Raw genomic sequence first — 15,548 nt, forward strand, 5'->3', positions numbered from 1 at the left:
AACGTACGGCGAAGCCCCTGGTCAGCACATCGGGCGGTGGGCCTAGGCCCTTCGCCCTAAGGCATGAGGGGGTCGATGCCGCCCAGGAGCAGGTCGAGGCCGAACCGGAAGCGCTCCTCGCCGTCGGCGTCGACCAAGGCGTCGACGTGCCTGGTCATGAACGGGAACTGCGCCGGCGGCAGCGAGCCGTAGTAGTCGGCGATCTGCCCGATGAAGGACTCTATGTACTCCCTCGGGTCGGACTGCCCGGAGGCGCGCATCCTCGTCCAGTGCAGCGAGCCCTCGAAGGCGTCGCCGGAGATGTAGAGGGTGAGCCGGTCCAGGACGAGCGCGGCGTTCCTGGGCGACATGCCGGCCTCGATGAGCAGCCCGAGGAGGAACTCGCCGACGCGCAACGCGTTCGGCCCGGTGGGGATCGTGGCCAGCGCCGCCCTGGCCACGTCCGCGTGGCCGCACAGCACCCGATGGGCCTCCAGCGCGTACTCGCGGAGCTGCTCCCTCCAGCGGGACGGGTCTCGCTCCGGCAGCTTGATCTCGCCCAGCACCCGGTCGTAGATCAGCTCCAGCAGTTCTTCCTTGTTGGCCACGTGCGCGTAGAGCGAGGCGGGGCCGGTGTCGAGCTCCTGGGCGACGCGCCTCATGCTCAGCGCGTCGAAACCCTCGGCGTCGAGGACGTGCAGCCCGGTCTCGACGATGAGGTCCTGGCTGAGCTGTCGCTTGACCGGCTTACGCGACCTGCGCCACGGCGGGGTGGGCACCTCTGCGTTGCTTCCCATGTCGAACACTGTACTTGACACGAACATCGTTCGCTACTAAAACGGTGTTCGTAACGAACGCCGTTCGTAATTAAGAACACTGTTAGGAGTTCCTGATGACCGTCACCACTCCCCTGGCGAGCTCCGAACGCCAGGGATACCGCTGGCGTTGGGCCGCCCTGTTCATCATCCTGGCCGCCGAGGTCATGGACCTGCTCGACGCGCTCGTCACCACCATCGCCGCCCCCACGATCCAGAAGGAGCTCGGCGGCATGTCCAGCCTGGTGCAGTGGTTAGGCGCCGGCTACACGCTGGCCATGGCCGTTGGCCTGATCACCGGTGGCAGGCTGGGCGACCTGTTCGGCCGCAAGCGGATGTTCGTCGTCGGCGCCCTCGGCTTCACCGCGATGTCCCTGATCTGCGGCGTCGCGGCCAACCCAGAGATGCTGATCGGCGGGCGGGTCCTGCAAGGCCTGTTCGGAGCCGTGATGCTGCCGCAGGGGCTCGGCCTGATCAAGGAGATGTTCCCGCCCGAGGAGATCGGCAAGGCGTTCGCCATGTTCGGGCCGGTGATGACGATCTCGTCCGTGGGCGGCCCGATCCTCGCCGGCTGGCTGGTCGACGCCGACCTGTGGGGCACCGGCTGGCGCATGATCTTCCTGATCAACCTGCCGGTCGGGCTCGCCGCCGCGCTCGCCGGGATGCGGTTCCTGCCCGAGTACCGGCTCTCCGACGCCACCCGGCTCGACCTGCTCGGCGTCGTCCTCGTGTCGAGCGCCGCCTTCCTGCTCATCTACCCGCTCATCCAGGGCCGCGAGCTCGGCTGGCCCGTCTGGACGTTCCTCTCGATGGCCGCCTCCGTCGTGATGTTCGCGCTGTTCGCCGTCTACGAGTCGCGCCGCGCCCGCTCCGGCAAGGACCCGCTGGTCACGCCCGGGCTGTTCCGCAAGCGCTCCTTCACCGGCGGGCTCGTCGCCGGGCTGGCGTTCTTCTCCGGCCTGATGGGCCTGAGCCTCGTCTTCACCCTCTACACCCAGGTCGGGCTCGGCTACAGCCCGCTCAAGGCCGGCCTGACCGGCCTGCCCCAGGCCCTCGGCGGGGTCATCGGCTTCGGCCTGGCCCTGTCCGGCCTGCAAGAGAAGCTCGGACGCGGCCTCCTCCAGATCGGCACCGCCGTCATGGCCGCCGGCGCGGTCGTCCTCGGCCTGACCGTCCACCTCGCCGGCCTGGACGTCAGCCCCTGGCAGCTCGCCCCCGGCCTCGCCCTGGTCGGCATGGGCATGGGCCTGACGATGGCGCCGTTCTTCGACATCGTGCTCGCCGGGGTCGAGCCGCACGAGTCGGGCTCCGCCTCCGGCACGCTCACCGCGATCCAGCAGCTCGGCGGCGCGCTCGGCACCGCCGTCCTGGGGACGCTCTTCTTCAACCTGCTCAAGGACCAGTGGAGCTTCGGCTCGGCGATGCAGGTCACCGTCTGGGTCGAGGTCGGGCTGCTGGCCCTCACCTTCGCCCTGTCGTTCCTGCTTCCCGGCGAGGCCCGTCCCGGCCAAGCGGGCCACTGACCCGCCGGACGCGGGCGCGGGCCTTCCCACCAGGGAGCCCGCGCCCTCTTGACGTCAACGGAGCACTTCCCCCACTCTCGCCCTCTCTCGGACCAGGGCCGCACAGCGGTCGCTCGCCACGCCCGCCCGTTGTCGGAAGGTGTACGGCGAGCTCGCTCCGTGCGGTCAGGAGCGTGCGCCGACGTGCCGTTCGGCCCACTGCGTGATGTCACGGCGCTCGATCGCCGCCGCCATCAGGTCAGGGAAGGCGTCAGGTGTGCACGCGAACGCGGGGACGCCCATCGCCGCCAGCGCGGCGGCGTTCTCGTGGTCGTAGAACGGCGCGCCCTCGTCGGACAGCGCCAGCAGCACGATCACCTGGATCCCCGCCTGGGTCATCGCCGCCACCCTGCGCAGCATCTCCTGCCTGACCCCACCCTCGTACAGGTCGCTGATCAGCACGAAGATGGAGTCGGACGGCCGGGTGATGAGCCCCTGGCAGTAGGCGATGGCCCTGTTGATGTCGGTGCCGCCGCCCAGTTGCGTGCCGAACAGCAGCTCCACCGGGTCGTGGAGCTGGTCGGTCAGGTCGACCACCGCCGTGTCGAACACCACGATGGACGTCCGCAGCGACCGCATCGAGGCCAGCACCGCGCCGAACACGCTGGAGTACACCACCGACGCCGCCATCGACCCGCTCTGGTCGACGCAGAGCACGACCTCGCGCTGAACCGCCCGCTGCCTGCGCGCGTACCCCACCAGCCGCGACGGGACGACCGTGTTCCGCTCCGGCAGATAGTTCTTGAGGTTCGCCCGGATGGTCCGGTTCCAGTCGATGTCCGCCACCCGCTTGGGGCGGTGCGTCCTGGCCGAGCGGTCGAGCGCGCCGGTGACAGCGGCCCTGGTCTTCTGCGCCAGCCTGCGTTCCAGCTCCTCCACCACCGCGCGCACCACCGCCCTGGCGGACTCGCGCGCCTGCTCGGGCATGACCCGGTTGAGCGCGAGCAGGGTCCCGACGAGATGCACGTCGGGCTCCACGGCCTCGAGCATCTCCGGCTCCAGCAGCAGCCGGGTCAGGTTCAGCCGCTCGATCGCGTCCTTCTGCATCACCTGCACGACCGTGGACGGAAAGTACGTCCGGACGTCGCCGAGCCACCGCGCCACTCGCGGCGCCGACGCCCCCAGCCCGCCCGCCCGGCTGCCCTGCCCGTCACCCCGCCCGTCGCGCCCATCACCACGGCCGCCCTGCCCGTCGTACAGCGCGGCCAGCGCCCCGTCCATCTTGGCGTCGGCGCCCTGCAGCCCGAACCCGGTGCCGTCGGCGTCGCCGCCGCCCAGCACCAGCCGCCACCTGCGCATCCGCTCATCCATGTGCCCTCCCCAGGATCGCCAGCACGGTCCGCGCAGCAGCGTCGGCGCGGCGTTCGTCGAGGTCCCGCTCGCCCGCGTCCTCCCGCCGCCCCGCCGCACGGACGCGCTCACCGATCGCCCTGCGCTCCGGCGCGGCGAACCCGGCGAAGGTACGGCGCAGCAGGGGCAGCACGTCGATGAACTGGTCACCGCCGAGCCCGCTCAACCAGCCGTCGACCAGCCGCAGCAGCCGGGGATCGTGCACCAGTAACAACCCGCCGCCGGCCAGGAATCCCTCGACCCAGGCGGCGGCCCGCGCAGGCGGCTGCCCCCGGGATACGGCCCGCGACATCCGCTGCTCGGCGTCGTCGAGCTCCCCGGCGTCGAGCAGGATCCGCGTCAACCGTCCCTCGATGACTCCGTGCAGATCACCGCGATCGCAGATCCCCCGCAACGTCCCCAGCCACCGCGCCCGAGGCGCAACCCTGACGGTCTCATCAGAAGGACCACCCCCGGCCCCCGCCCCAACCAGACCACCCCCGCCGCCTCCGGCCGAAGCCCCCTCCCCGGCGAGAGCACCAGGGCCGGCAGCGCGCACCTCGCCAGAACGACCGACCGGAGCGACGTCCGCTTCCACCGCCCCTGCCTCCGGGGCCGGCAGCCCCGCCTCCAACACCGCCGGACCCGCCTCCGGCACCATCGGACCCGCCTCCGGCACCGCCGGACCCACCTCCGGCACCGCCGGGCCCGCCTCCAGCGCTGCCGGGCCCGCCTCCGGTTCTGACAGCACCGACGGCCCGACCCCTGGTTCCGGCGGCGCGGCCTCCTGGCCATCGGCAGCGTCGCTGGTGGTGAAGGGGGAAGCCTCCTCAGCGGTAGCGTCCGCGGAAAGAGGCGGGGTCTCGTCGAGAAGAGCGACGGCGGCGTGCACCGCGTCGATATTGGTCAGGAGAGCCGCTGCGGCTGCATCGTCGAGGCCGGTGACCGCGACCGGAAGGCCGACGCGGATGCGGTCCAGCATCGAGTGCACGATGACCGCGAGCCCGTCCGCCGAGGTGCCGCGCACGTCACCGTAGCGATGGGCGCGAACCATCGCGGGCAGCGCCGTCATCAGGTGAGTGACGTCGGTGTCGAGCGCGGCCCTGGCCGACAGGGCCGCGAGCACCTCGGGCAGCGCGTCCGGGAGGTCGGCGAGCAGGCACTGCTCGACCAGCCCGGTCAGTTCGGCCAGTGAGACGCCCCCCTCCCCGCCCCCACCCGCCGAACCGCCCCGACCCCCCGAAGGCACAGCGGGCGGCACCGAGGGCCCGCCAGGTGACGCCGAAGGACCGGCAGGCGGCACCGACGGCACACCCGGCGAAACCGAAGGAGTGGCCGGCGGAGCCGTGAGAACCGTGGGCGGAGCTGTAGGGCCGGACGGGGACGCCGGGCCGGGTGGGGAGTCGGTGGCCGTGGCGAGGTCGCGGGCGCGTTGGGTGGCCGCCGTCGCGACCGTCATCCCGAGGGCCGCCGCCTCGATGAGCGTGAGGTCGTACTCCGGCTGCCACGACAGTGTCCACGTCTCCCTGAACGTGCCCGTGCCCCGTGACCGCCCCTGCGCCCCCCACCCGACGCCCAGCAGCCGCAGCCGGTGCAGCAGATGGCTGCGTTGCAGGTCGAGCGGCTTGCGCAGGTCGAGGTCGAGGGTGCGTTCCAGCGCCTCGGGCTTGAGCCGCAACCGCCGCTGCTGGTCGCGGAGGTCGCGTTGGAGCGGCACCATGGGGGTGCCGTCGGTGACGCGGCCGAGCCGGTCGCCGACCACCAGGCGGCGCTGGATCAGCTCGACCGCCAGGTCGTCGCCCTCGCACAGCACGGCCCTGGCCGCCTCCGTGACCTCGTCCAGCCCGGCGAGCGGTCTGCCGCGTAGGGTGGCGAGGCCGTGCGCGAGGCGGACCGCCTCGATGACGTGCGCCGACGACACCGCCAGCCCCTCGTCGCGGAGCACCGCCGCGGCGCCGGCCAGCCACCGCTCGACCGGCCGGTCGGGGACGGTGAACAGGTGGTGGTACCAGCCCGGCGAGCTGATGCCGGCGCCGTAGCCGCTCCACCAGGCCAGCCGCCCGTACGTCCACGGCACCCAGGTCAGCTCGGCCTTCACCTTGGGCAGCCCGCGCAGGATCGCGTCGTCGGCCCTCGCCGGGGGCAGCGGCTCGGTCAGCGCGGGGACGTGCCATGCGCCGCACACCACCGCGATCCGTTCGAAGCCCTGCTTGACGGCGGCGCGGAGGGTGCGGCGCATGTGCGCCTCGCGCCTGGCCTCGCGCTCGTCGGGCTCGTGACCCTCCCGCACGGCGGTGACGGCCTCGGCGATCACGTCGAACGGGGTGTCGCCACGGTGCTCGACGACGTCCTCCCACCAGCGCTCGGGGTCGTCGTAGCCGGCGGCGCGGGCGAGCGTCGCGATGGGATCGAGCCGAAGGCCGGAAACATCCCGGTCGCGACCGCCCTCGTCGTCGCCGTCGTCACCGGCGGCCAGCGTGTGGGACGCGGGCAGGTCGCAGAAGCGCAGCGGAACACCCGACGCCGTCGCGTACGTGACGGCCTGCCACTCGGGAGAGAACTCCGCGAACGGCCAGAAAGCCGCACGGGACGGCCGACCCGGGACGTGCGCGAGCAGCGCCACCGGCGGCTCCAGATCGGGGGCGAGGGAGACGAGCGCGTCGGCCTCCGGCGGCCCCTCGACGAGGATCGCGTCCGGCCGGAGACGTTCGAGCTCCCGCCGCACGGCCCGGGCCGACCCGGGGCCGTGGTGCCGTACTCCGAGGATGGAGACGCTCATGACACCTCACGGCAGGCGCGGTAGAAGTCGCTCCAGTCGCGGCGCTCGCGCACGACGGTCTCCAGGTACTCGCGCCACACCACCCGGTCCGACACCGGCTCCTGCACGACCGCGCCGACGATCCCGGCCGCCACGTCGGACGGCCGCAGCACCCCGTCGCCGAAGTGCGCGGCGAGCGCGATCCCGCTGGTGAGCACCGAGATCGCCTCGGCCGTCGAGAGGGTGCCGCTCGGCGACTTGACCTTGGTGCGGCCGTCCTCGGTCACGCCCGTGCGCAGCTCGCGGAAGACCGTCACCACGCGGCGGATCTCGGCCAGGCCCGTGGCAGTCTCGGGCAGCTCCAGCGACCGTCCGAGCTGGGCGACGCGGCGCGAGACGATGTCCACCTCCTCCTCGGCGGTGGCGGGGACGGGCAGCACGACGGTGTTGAAGCGGCGGCGCAGCGCGCTCGACAGCTCGTTGACGCCCCTGTCGCGGTCGTTGGCGGTGGCGATGACGTTGAAGCCGCGCTCCGCCTGAACCTCGCGGTTCAGCTCGGGGATCGGCAGCGTCTTCTCCGACAGCACGGTGATCAGGGCGTCCTGGACGTCGGACGGCATGCGGGTGAGCTCCTCGACCCGGGCGATCCGGCCTTCGGACATGGCTCGCATCACGGGCGAAGGGGTCAGCGCCTCGACCGAGGGGCCCTCGGCCAGCAGCCTCGCGTAGTTCCAGCCGTACCGGATGGCTTCTTCCGCGGTTCCGGCCGTGCCCTGCACGAGCAGCGTCGAGTCGCCGCTGATCGCGGCGGCCAGGTGCTCCGACAGCCAGGTCTTGGCCGTGCCGGGCACGCCGAGCAGCAGCAGCGCGCGGTCGGTGGCCAGCGTGGCGACGGCGACCTCGACGATGCGGCGGGCGCCGACGTACTTGGGGGTGATGCGGTCGCCGTCGCCCAGGATGTACGTGGTCACCGCCCACGGCGACAGCTTCCAGCCGGGCGGCCTGGGACGGTCGTCGTCCTTGGCGAGCAGGGCCAGCTCCTCCGCGTACTGGGCTTCCGCGTGGGGGCGCAGGACGGTCATACAAGCTCCTTGGTCATGTCGGCACGGAACCGCAGCAGGGCGGCGACCTGCTGGATGGGTTGCTCGGGCGAGTAGCGTTCCGCCAGGTCGCAGAGCGCGGGGTCGATGCGCTCGCCGGCGAGCTTGACCAGCTCGCCGAGGTTCCACGGCTGGGTGCTCGCCACCTTGAGGATCTTGCGCAGCACGGCTGTGGCCAGGCCCTCGCGCCAGTGCGGGGAGACGCCGCCGAGCACCATGATCAACTGGCTGTCCAGGTCATGATTTTTCACGAAGTTGGCGGCTAGCTCCTGCTGTTCGTTCGGCCCCAGGGCGCCGAGGAGGTCGGCGATCGGATCCCAGGCGAACATCGCCCGCGCCCACTCCGGGTCGCGTTGCAGGACGGCCGCGCGCACCCAGGCAGTGCGGACCTCGGAGTCCCAGTCGGGGATCTTCCTCGCGAGCAGTTTCGCGGGGGCCTGCCCCCACGTCGTCAACGGGGCACGGGCGACGACCTGCTGCAACCACCAGGCCCGCTCCCCGATGCCGCGCGGCGGCTTCGGCCGGACGCCGTCGCGCTCCATCGCCCTGTCGCATTCCCTGGGCGGTTCGACGACGATCGTGTCGCCGGCGATCGTCAGGCAGGCGCGGGCGCGTTCCGCCATGCGCCGCGCCAGGCGCGACCCGGGCAGGCGGGTGAGCAGGTTCGCGGCCTCCTGGCGTACCTCTCGCCTGCGGTCGTCGAGGGCCGCCTCCAGGAACGGCTCGTCGTCCATGGACAGGCCGTCGGTCAGCAGCTCGATGAACTCCGTGCGGTCGTCGGGCGTCTCGCGCGCCCAGGTGCTCTCGAGCAGCTCCCTCGCGCGCGCCGGGTCGGCGGCCCTGAGCCGCCGCAGGTGGGCGCGCCTGTCGGCGGCGCCGCCCAGCTCCCACGTCTCGCCGGTCGGCTCTTCCAGCAGGTAGGGCCAGGACGGGTTGCGCCCGGCCAGCCACCTCCCGCGCTGCCCCGCCAGGACTCCCAGGTGAGCCCTGATCGACCGGTCACGGCTGCCCCGGTCGAGCAGGTCCGGCAGCACGTACGCGGGCACCCGCCGCCCGGACGCCGCGGCGGCGGCCAGCCACTCGGGCAGCAGCCGGTCGTACTCGCCGCCCAGAATCCTGACCAGCCGCTCGGCCGCCCTCCGCGACACGGCCTCCCGCTCCTCCTCGGCGGCGACCGCTCCTGGGACGGGCACGTGCCGCTCCTCTCCGGCCACCATCCGTGGAACGGCCACGCGCTCATTCCCGACCGCGTCAGGGACCGCGCGCCGGCCCTCGGCCGTGGCCTGCGGAACCGTCTCCTGCGTGGAGGCGTGGGCGTTCGCCAGAAGGCGCTGGCCCGCGCGACGGCGGACCACCTCCACGGCCGCGCTCTCCAGCAACGCTCCCTGGTACGGGCGGCGGTCGGTGCCGACCAGCGCCGTGGACGCGAGGTCCTCCCAGCTCACAGGATCACCGCCGTTTCTTCGTCGTCCCACGTGGTGAGCGGGCGCAGGCCGGAAGGAGTCCACTCGGCGGCGACCGTCACGGGATGGCCGCCGGAGACGGCGATCAGCCGCCACAGGTCGCGCCCGGCCGGATGCAGCGGGAGGCCGCCCAGTTCGGCACCGCCGGGGACGACCTCGCGCAGGACGAGCGGCCACGAGTCGGTCCACGGGTCTTCCGAGAGGGCGGTGGCCACCTCGTCCAGGGCCTCCTCCGGGGACACTCCCGACGGCCGGCCACCGCGGACCGGTTGGGAGTGGCGGGCGGCCACCAGGGCGCGCAAGGGAGCGGCGCCGGGGTAGAAGGCGAGGTCGGCGTCGACCGTCGTGCCCGTGACCAGGGAGGCGTCGAGAGGCTGACCTTGCGGGGCGAACGACAGGACCAGAGCCGCTCTGCCCGTCTTCCGGCCGCGCAGCCAGACCTTCCGGGACGTCAGCCGCCCCTGCTCCTCGTCGCGCCTGCCCAGGACGTGCCACTCGTCACGCACCGCCGGACTCGCCAGCACCTCCTCGCGCGTGACGGGAAAGCCGGTACGCGTCATGACGGTCTGCGCGAGCTCCGGCGGAAGCTCGGCACGGCGTCTGTAGGCCATGGCGAGGAGGTTGATCAGGGCGTACTCCTCCAGCAGGCGCTCAGGCCAGTCGTCCTGCCTGCGGACGTGCGACAGGCGGGCGACCATTCCGGCGACGCCGGGAGCCTGGGCGTCGACGAGGCGTTTGGCCAGCTCGTCCCAGTCGCTGTCGCCGGCCGCGGCGAGCCCCTGGCGGACCTGGTCGGCCAGCCAGCGCTCCAGCTCGCCCAGCCCCGCCGCGACCCGCCTCTCCCGCACCGACTCCGCCCGCCCACCATCTGCCCCGCCCGAAGCGCCCTCCCTGACGGAACCGGCACCGGCCGGACCGACACCCGCCTCACCCGAACCAGCACCTCGACCTGCGGAGGCAGCACCTTCCCCAGCCGAACCGGCTCCCTCGCCAGGAGTGTGCGCCGCCTCTGCCCTGGCACGGGCCGCCTCGATCTTCGCGGACGCCTTGGCGGCGCGGTCGGCACGCTGGGCCAGCCACTCGGACACCCACGGCGGCACCACGTCCGTGACCGGGACCCCGTCGGCCGACCACAACAGCAGCAGCCCCAGCGCGTGCTTGCAGGGGAACTTCCGGCTCGGGCAACTGCACCGGTACGCGGGCTCCGTCAGGTCGACGCTCGCCTGGTACGGCTTCGCGCCGCTGCCCCGGCACTCCCCGAAGAGCACGCTGTCTGTCACACCGCGCAACGACCACGTGCCAGGCGCCGCCACGCCTTGCGCCGCCTTCTGGGACGACGCGTCGGGGGCAAGGGCGAGCACCTGATCACGGCTCCACCGTTCGATCACTCGCCGCACATTAGCCAGCCCGACCGACATTTCCCGGCCCACCGCGAAGCACGATCACAGCTCACCGGCACCAGCGGCGAAAGCGGCAGTCGACCAGCGCCGATGCGCGCCTGGACCGACCTCGCGCGCCGTGGCCGAGTTCGGCGCCAGGGGCTACGCGGGTGCCCGCACGGCGGGGATCGCCCGCCGCGCCGACGTCAACCAGCAGCTCACCTCCTGCCACTGGTGTTCAGAGCGGAGGCGTCGTCGGGTGACCTACAATCGGCTGGTGAAGCTGATGATCTACCCGGATGGGCCGTCGATCGAGGTGGCCGGCGAGAGTGAGGCGCTGGCCAGCGACCTGGACGGGCAGCTCGTCCTCGACGGCACCCGATTCCTCCGCCGTGACGTCACCGGCGCGCCCGTCGCCTTCGTCGAGCGCCCGCCCATCGCCAGGGAGCTGGATCTTCTCCCCCACCCCGAGGGCGGCTGGTTCCGTGAGACCTGGCGCTCCCCCGTCTCCTTCACTCCCGACTCCTATCCCGGCCCCCGCGCCAGCGCCACCGGCATCTACTTCCTGCTCCAACCCGGCGAGGAGTCGGTGCCGCACATGGTCCGGTCCGACGAGGTCTGGTTCTGGCACCGGGGCGGCCCGCTGGCGCTGACCATCGGCGACGCGACGGTCGTCCTCGGGCCGCTGGTGGAGGAGGGGCACGTGCCGCAGGCCGTCGTCCCTGGCGGGGCCTGGCAGTCGGCCCGCCCGGCGGCGGACGAGGCGGTGCTGGTGAGCTGCGTGGTCTCGCCGGGTTTCGACTTCGCCGACTTCACGGCCGACCAGGGATAGCAGGCCCGCACCCTGCGCGGCGTGACCGAGGACGTCGATCTCGCTCCACTGGCAGCCTTCCATCGCCTCACGAAGCCTGAAGGCTCACCAAAAGGCCCACAACGCACACTTGCTCCACAAACAGCAAAAATCACGCTCTTCTAGGCCGCGTGCTCGGTTTGAGATTCTGGGGCGAGGTGATTGTCTGTCGGGAGGAACTATGAGGAGGGCCTCGGTGAGCCGAAAGATCGTCTCCATCGTCGGTGGCAAGGACGCCACCGGCACCGTCACCTACGCATCCACCAACCCCGCCCGCACCGGCGACGTGGTGGCCCAGGTCGGGCTGGCCGACGCCGACACCTTCGCCGCCGCCTGCCGCACCGCGAAGGAGGCGCAGCGGGAGTGGGCCAGGGTGCCGGCGCCGGTGCGGGGGCGGGTGATCGCGTCCATCGGGCGGCTGGTCGAGGCGAACGCCGAGCGGCTGGCCCACCTCGTCACCGAGGAGATCGGCAAGCCGTACGCCGAGGCTCTGGGCGAGGTGCGGGAGATCGTCGACACGTGCGACTTCTTCCTGGGCGAGGGGCGGCGGCTGTACGGGCAGACCGTCCCGTCCGAGATGCCGGACAAGAACCTGTTCACGTTCCGGAACCCGATCGGGGTCGCGGCGGTGATCACCGCCGGGAACTTCCCGGTCGCGGTGCCGTCGTGGTACCTCGTCCCGGCGTTGTTGTGCGGGAACGCCGTGGTGTGGAAGCCCGCCGAGTACGCCGCCGCCAGCGCGCACGCGATGTTCCAGCTGTTCGTCGCGGCGGGCCTGCCCGACGGCGTGCTGAACGTGGTCTTCGCCGACGGGGCCGAGACGTTCCGCGGGCTGGAGCTGGCGCTGGGCGAGGGCACGGTGCAGAAGGTCGGCTTCACCGGGTCCAGCGAGGTCGGGCGGAAGGTCGGCGAGCTGACCGGGCGGCACCTGCAGTCCGCCTGCCTGGAGCTGGGCGGCAAGAACCCGATGGTGATCATGCCGGACGCCGATCTCGACCTCGCTGTCGAGGGCGCGCTGTTCTCCGGTTTCGGGACGGCCGGGCAGCGCTGCACCAGCCTGGGCACGGTGATCGTGCACGAGAGCGTCCACGACCGGTTCGTCGAGCGGTTCGCGCAGGCCGTCAGAGAGGCTAAGATCGGCGACCCTGAAGGCGACGTGCTAGCCGGGCCGCTGCTGGACCAGAAGTTCGCCGATCGGTACGAGGAGTACCTGGCCTGGATCCAGCCCCACCACACCGTCGTGTCCGGAAATATTGGCAGAATCTCCAAGGACAGCCCTCGCCACGACTTCACCGGCGACGAGGGGCTGTACTACCACCCGGTGGTGGTCGACGGGGTGCGGCCGACCGACCGGCTGTTCCTGGAGGAGACGTTCGGCCCGATCGTCGGCGTGACGACCTTCCAGAGCCTCGACGAGGCGATCGAGCTGGCCAACCTGCCCGGCTACGGCCTGTCGAGCTCGATCTACACGACCGACCCCCGGCACGCCTTCCGCTTCCGCGAGGGCATCTCGGCCGGCATGGTCAGCGTCAACAACTCCACGTCGGGCGCCGAGGCGCACCTGCCCTTCGGCGGCAACGGCAAGTCGGGCAACGGCAGCCGCCAGTCGGGCATGTGGGTGCTCGATCAGTTCACCCGCTGGCAGGCGATGAACTGGGACCACTCGGGCCGCCTCCAGAAGGCCCAGATGGACGTCGCCGACATCACCCCGGATATGGGCTTCCGGCTCTAGAACCTTCCACCTGGAGGTAAGAAAGCCACTCCGCCGGGATTCATGGGTCTTCCGGCGGAGTGCAGGTCGTGCCACGATATCGGCGCCTTCGATTACGGGGAGAAGCCGATGCGTAACGATGCGACACCAACGAGCCGGACGATTCGCCTGCGGGCGGGCTTTCCCTGCCGGTGGAGCGTCTGGTCCGCCGACCGCCGCGGCTGGTACCCCAAAGGCGTCTCACCGGCGCGCGACCTCGACGGACTGCCCTACTTCCACGGCGACGACCTGGTGATCGAGGTCCCGCCGGAACGGCTGACGGTCAGGGCCGCGCGGGGCATGGAGTACGACCGGGCCGAGACGACGCTGGTGCCCGGCGACGGCGAGACGCTCGTCGAGCTGGCTCCGCGGCGCATCTACGACGCGGCGGCGCGCGGCTGGTACGGCGGCGACCTGCACGTCCGCCTGAACCGCCCGTCGCAGTGGGTGGCCGACTCACAGCACGGCGAGGACCTGCACGTGGTCAACCTGCTGCCCTGCGACGGCGACCCGATGGACTGCTGGACGGGCCGCGACCTGCCCTGGTCCGACGGCACCCACGTGGCCAGGGTGGACCTCGCGCACCACACGCTCGGCATCGACGACCCCGGCGACTCCCTGACCAAGCTGCGTGAGCGGGGCGCGCTCATCGGCTACGCGAACGCCTTCCGCGGCCCGGTCGAGACGCCCGAGCAGCTCGTGGGCCTCGGCGACCCGGGGTTCGACGCGCGGCTGTCGGTGGTCGACGCGGCGCTCGGCCAGGTCGACAGCTTCTCCTCGGCGATCGGCTCGGCGCGCGCCTACCGGCGGCTGATCGGCGCGGGCAACCGGATCGCCGCCGTCGCGGGCGCCGCGCACCGGCTCGGGCCGATCGGCCGCGAGCGCACGTACGCGCACGTCGCCGGCCCGCTCACCGCGGAGTCCTACGCGGCGGCGGTGCGCCTTGGCCGCACGTTCGCCACCACCGGGCCGTTCCTGGAGCTGTCAGCCGACGGCCACGGCCCCGGCTCCACACTGAGCCTCACGCCCGGAGCCCGGCTGCGCGTCACGGGCCGGGTGATCGGCCCCGGTGTGGAGACCGTCCGGTTGCTGACAGCCGACGGCGAGCTGACGTCGGGGCCGCCCGGCGAGGTGGCGGCGGAGCTGACGGTCATCTGGCCGACCTACGTGGTGGCGGTGGCGGAGGGCGGCGGCCAGGTGCGGGCGCACACCAGCCCGGTCTACCTGGACGTCGAGAACCGCCGGGTGGCCAGGGAGGAGGACGTGACGTTCTGCCTGCGCTGGCTGGAACTGCTGGAGGACCTGATCAGGGACCGGGTCGGCGCGGGCTACCTGGCGGTCGTGGCGGAGGCCCGCAGGGTCTACGAGTCACGGCTGGCATGAGGGAACGCGGGCCCCATCGGGGGTGCCCGCGTTCCCTCATACGGCTTGCGCGCCTCCGGTCAGACGCCTTCGGTCAGACCTGGCCGGCCTTCTCCAGGGCGGCGCAGCAGGTGTTCACCAGCAGGCGGGTGACCACGTACGGGTCGACGTTGGCGTTCGGGCGGCGGTCCTCGATGTAGCCCTTCTTGTCGACCTCGACCTGCCACGGGATGCGGACCGAGGCGCCGCGGTCGGAGACGCCGTAGCTGTACCTGTTCCAGGGGGCGGTCTCGTGGGCGCCGGTCAGGCGGCTCTCGATGCCCGCGCCGTACTGCGTGATGTGCTCGGTCGGCTTGTCGCCCTCGCCGAGCGCCTCACAGGCCGTGATGATCGCGTCGTAGCTCTCGCGCATGGCCTTGGTGGAGAAGTTGGTGTGCGCGCCGGCGCCGTTCCAGTCGCCGCGGGCGGGCTTGGCGTCGAGCGTGGCCTCCACGCCGAACTCCTCGGCGGTGCGGTAGAGCAGCCAGCGGGCGATCCACATGTGGTCCGACACGTCGAGCGGGCCGGCCGGGCCGATCTGGAACTCCCACTGGCCGGGCATGACCTCGGCGTTGATGCCGGAGATCTCCAGGCCGGCGGCGAGGCAGCGGTCGAGGTGCAGCTCGACGATCTCGCGGCCGAAGATGGCGTCGGCGCCGACACCGCAGTAGTAGGGGCCCTGCGGGGCGGGGAAGCCGCCCTCGGGGAAGCCGAGCGGGCGGCTGCCCTTGAAGAAGGTGTACTCCTGCTCGATGCCGAACCAGGAGTCCTGGCCGGCGAACTGCTCGGCGATGGGGCGGAGCAGGGCGCGGGTGTTGCTCTCGTGCGGCGTGCCGTCGATCTCCTCGACCTCGCACAGGACGAGCACGTTGGCGCCGCCGCGGATCGGGTCGGGGCAGGTGAACACCGGGCGCAGGACGCGGTCGGACGAGTGGCCCTTGGCCTGGTTGGTGCTGGAACCGTCGAAGCCCCAGACGGGGGGCTCGGCCCCGTCGGCCAGGATCTTCGTCTTCGAGCGCAGCAGTGCGGTGGGCTCGGTTCCGTCGATCCAGATGTACTCAGCCTTGTAGCTCACAACGGTCCTTTCCGAATTCTTCACAGCCACGCCGAGTCTTATGGACGACCGTTTCCCCGTTTTTGCCCGAATGTGAACGCCGTGTTA

Annotated in this window: 12 protein-coding genes; 5 read left to right on the top strand and 7 right to left on the bottom strand. The window is 72.1% G+C overall.

Translation table 11 applies throughout. The annotated features are described in order from the left end of the window. Window positions 1-56: 56 nt before the first annotated feature. Complete coding sequence (locus ABT294_RS47270; protein ID WP_350813088.1) at window positions 57-776, bottom strand: TetR/AcrR family transcriptional regulator; 720 nt, start codon at window positions 774-776, stop codon at window positions 57-59. A 95-nt stretch (window positions 777-871) separates the two neighbouring features. Between ABT294_RS47270 and ABT294_RS47275 the strand changes: the two genes are divergently transcribed. Further along, on the top strand, window positions 872-2,317 hold the full coding sequence (locus ABT294_RS47275; protein WP_350813089.1) for a DHA2 family efflux MFS transporter permease subunit: 1,446 nt from the start codon (window positions 872-874) through the stop codon (window positions 2,315-2,317). Window positions 2,318-2,482: 165 nt separating this feature from the next. On the opposite strand, the gene ABT294_RS47280 is transcribed toward ABT294_RS47275, so the two are convergent. Genes ABT294_RS47280 through ABT294_RS47300 form a run of 5 tightly spaced genes read right to left on the bottom strand, consistent with a single transcriptional unit; the run spans window position 2,483 to window position 10,394 of the window. After that, entirely contained in the window at window positions 2,483-3,667 is a 1,185-nt protein-coding gene (locus tag ABT294_RS47280) for a VWA domain-containing protein (protein ID WP_350813090.1), read from the bottom strand. Next, complete coding sequence (locus ABT294_RS47285; RefSeq protein ID WP_350813091.1) at window positions 3,660-6,464, bottom strand: DUF5682 family protein; 2,805 nt, start codon at window positions 6,462-6,464, stop codon at window positions 3,660-3,662. The genes ABT294_RS47280 and ABT294_RS47285 overlap by 8 nt, the downstream gene beginning before the upstream one ends. Next, window positions 6,461-7,525, bottom strand: a complete 1,065-nt coding sequence (locus tag ABT294_RS47290) for an AAA family ATPase (protein ID WP_350813092.1) — start codon at window positions 7,523-7,525, stop codon at window positions 6,461-6,463. The genes ABT294_RS47285 and ABT294_RS47290 overlap by 4 nt, the downstream gene beginning before the upstream one ends. Continuing rightward, complete coding sequence (locus ABT294_RS47295; protein WP_350813093.1) at window positions 7,522-8,988, bottom strand: DUF5691 domain-containing protein; 1,467 nt, start codon at window positions 8,986-8,988, stop codon at window positions 7,522-7,524. Before ABT294_RS47295 ends, ABT294_RS47290 begins: the two co-directional genes overlap by 4 nt. Next, window positions 8,985-10,394: an SWIM zinc finger family protein gene (locus ABT294_RS47300; RefSeq protein ID WP_350813094.1), complete on the bottom strand. Its 1,410-nt coding sequence runs from the start codon at window positions 10,392-10,394 to the stop codon at window positions 8,985-8,987. Before ABT294_RS47300 ends, ABT294_RS47295 begins: the two co-directional genes overlap by 4 nt. Before the next feature lie 277 nt (window positions 10,395-10,671). Between ABT294_RS47300 and ABT294_RS47305 the strand changes: the two genes are divergently transcribed. The 4 genes from ABT294_RS47305 (at window position 10,672) to ABT294_RS47320 (ending at window position 14,368) form a co-directional block, all read left to right on the top strand. Next, the gene (locus ABT294_RS47305; protein WP_350813141.1) at window positions 10,672-11,217 is read left to right on the top strand and encodes a cupin domain-containing protein; all 546 of its coding nucleotides are present in this window, start codon (window positions 10,672-10,674) and stop codon (window positions 11,215-11,217) included. A 21-nt stretch (window positions 11,218-11,238) separates the two neighbouring features. Beyond that, complete coding sequence (locus ABT294_RS47310; protein WP_350813095.1) at window positions 11,239-11,361, top strand: hypothetical protein; 123 nt, start codon at window positions 11,239-11,241, stop codon at window positions 11,359-11,361. Window positions 11,362-11,431: 70 nt separating this feature from the next. Continuing rightward, the gene (locus tag ABT294_RS47315; RefSeq protein ID WP_350813096.1) at window positions 11,432-12,967 is read left to right on the top strand and encodes an aldehyde dehydrogenase family protein; all 1,536 of its coding nucleotides are present in this window, start codon (window positions 11,432-11,434) and stop codon (window positions 12,965-12,967) included. A gap of 108 nt (window positions 12,968-13,075) precedes the next feature. Then, complete coding sequence (locus tag ABT294_RS47320) at window positions 13,076-14,368, top strand: CehA/McbA family metallohydrolase (RefSeq protein ID WP_350813097.1); 1,293 nt, start codon at window positions 13,076-13,078, stop codon at window positions 14,366-14,368. 73 nt (window positions 14,369-14,441) lie between these two features. Here the strand turns inward: ABT294_RS47320 and glnII are convergent, their stop codons facing one another. After that, window positions 14,442-15,461 (bottom strand): glutamine synthetase, encoded by a 1,020-nt coding sequence (gene glnII, locus ABT294_RS47325; protein ID WP_350813098.1) that lies wholly within the window; start codon window positions 15,459-15,461, stop codon window positions 14,442-14,444. Window positions 15,462-15,548 lie beyond the last annotated feature (87 nt).

It is taken from the genome of Nonomuraea sp. NPDC000554 (genome assembly GCF_040300065.1).
Classification (GTDB): Bacteria; Actinomycetota; Actinomycetes; order Streptosporangiales; family Streptosporangiaceae; genus Nonomuraea.

Coding starts and splice junctions, on each gene's coding strand:
- ABT294_RS47270 (WP_350813088.1), bottom strand. CDS start 776: ATGGGAAGCAACGCAGAGGTGCCCACCCCGCCGTGGCGCAGGTCGCGT.
- ABT294_RS47275 (WP_350813089.1), top strand. CDS start 872: ATGACCGTCACCACTCCCCTGGCGAGCTCCGAACGCCAGGGATACCGC.
- ABT294_RS47280 (WP_350813090.1), bottom strand. CDS start 3,667: ATGGATGAGCGGATGCGCAGGTGGCGGCTGGTGCTGGGCGGCGGCGAC.
- ABT294_RS47285 (WP_350813091.1), bottom strand. CDS start 6,464: ATGAGCGTCTCCATCCTCGGAGTACGGCACCACGGCCCCGGGTCGGCC.
- ABT294_RS47290 (WP_350813092.1), bottom strand. CDS start 7,525: ATGACCGTCCTGCGCCCCCACGCGGAAGCCCAGTACGCGGAGGAGCTG.
- ABT294_RS47305 (WP_350813141.1), top strand. CDS start 10,672: ATGATCTACCCGGATGGGCCGTCGATCGAGGTGGCCGGCGAGAGTGAG.
- ABT294_RS47320 (WP_350813097.1), top strand. CDS start 13,076: ATGCGTAACGATGCGACACCAACGAGCCGGACGATTCGCCTGCGGGCG.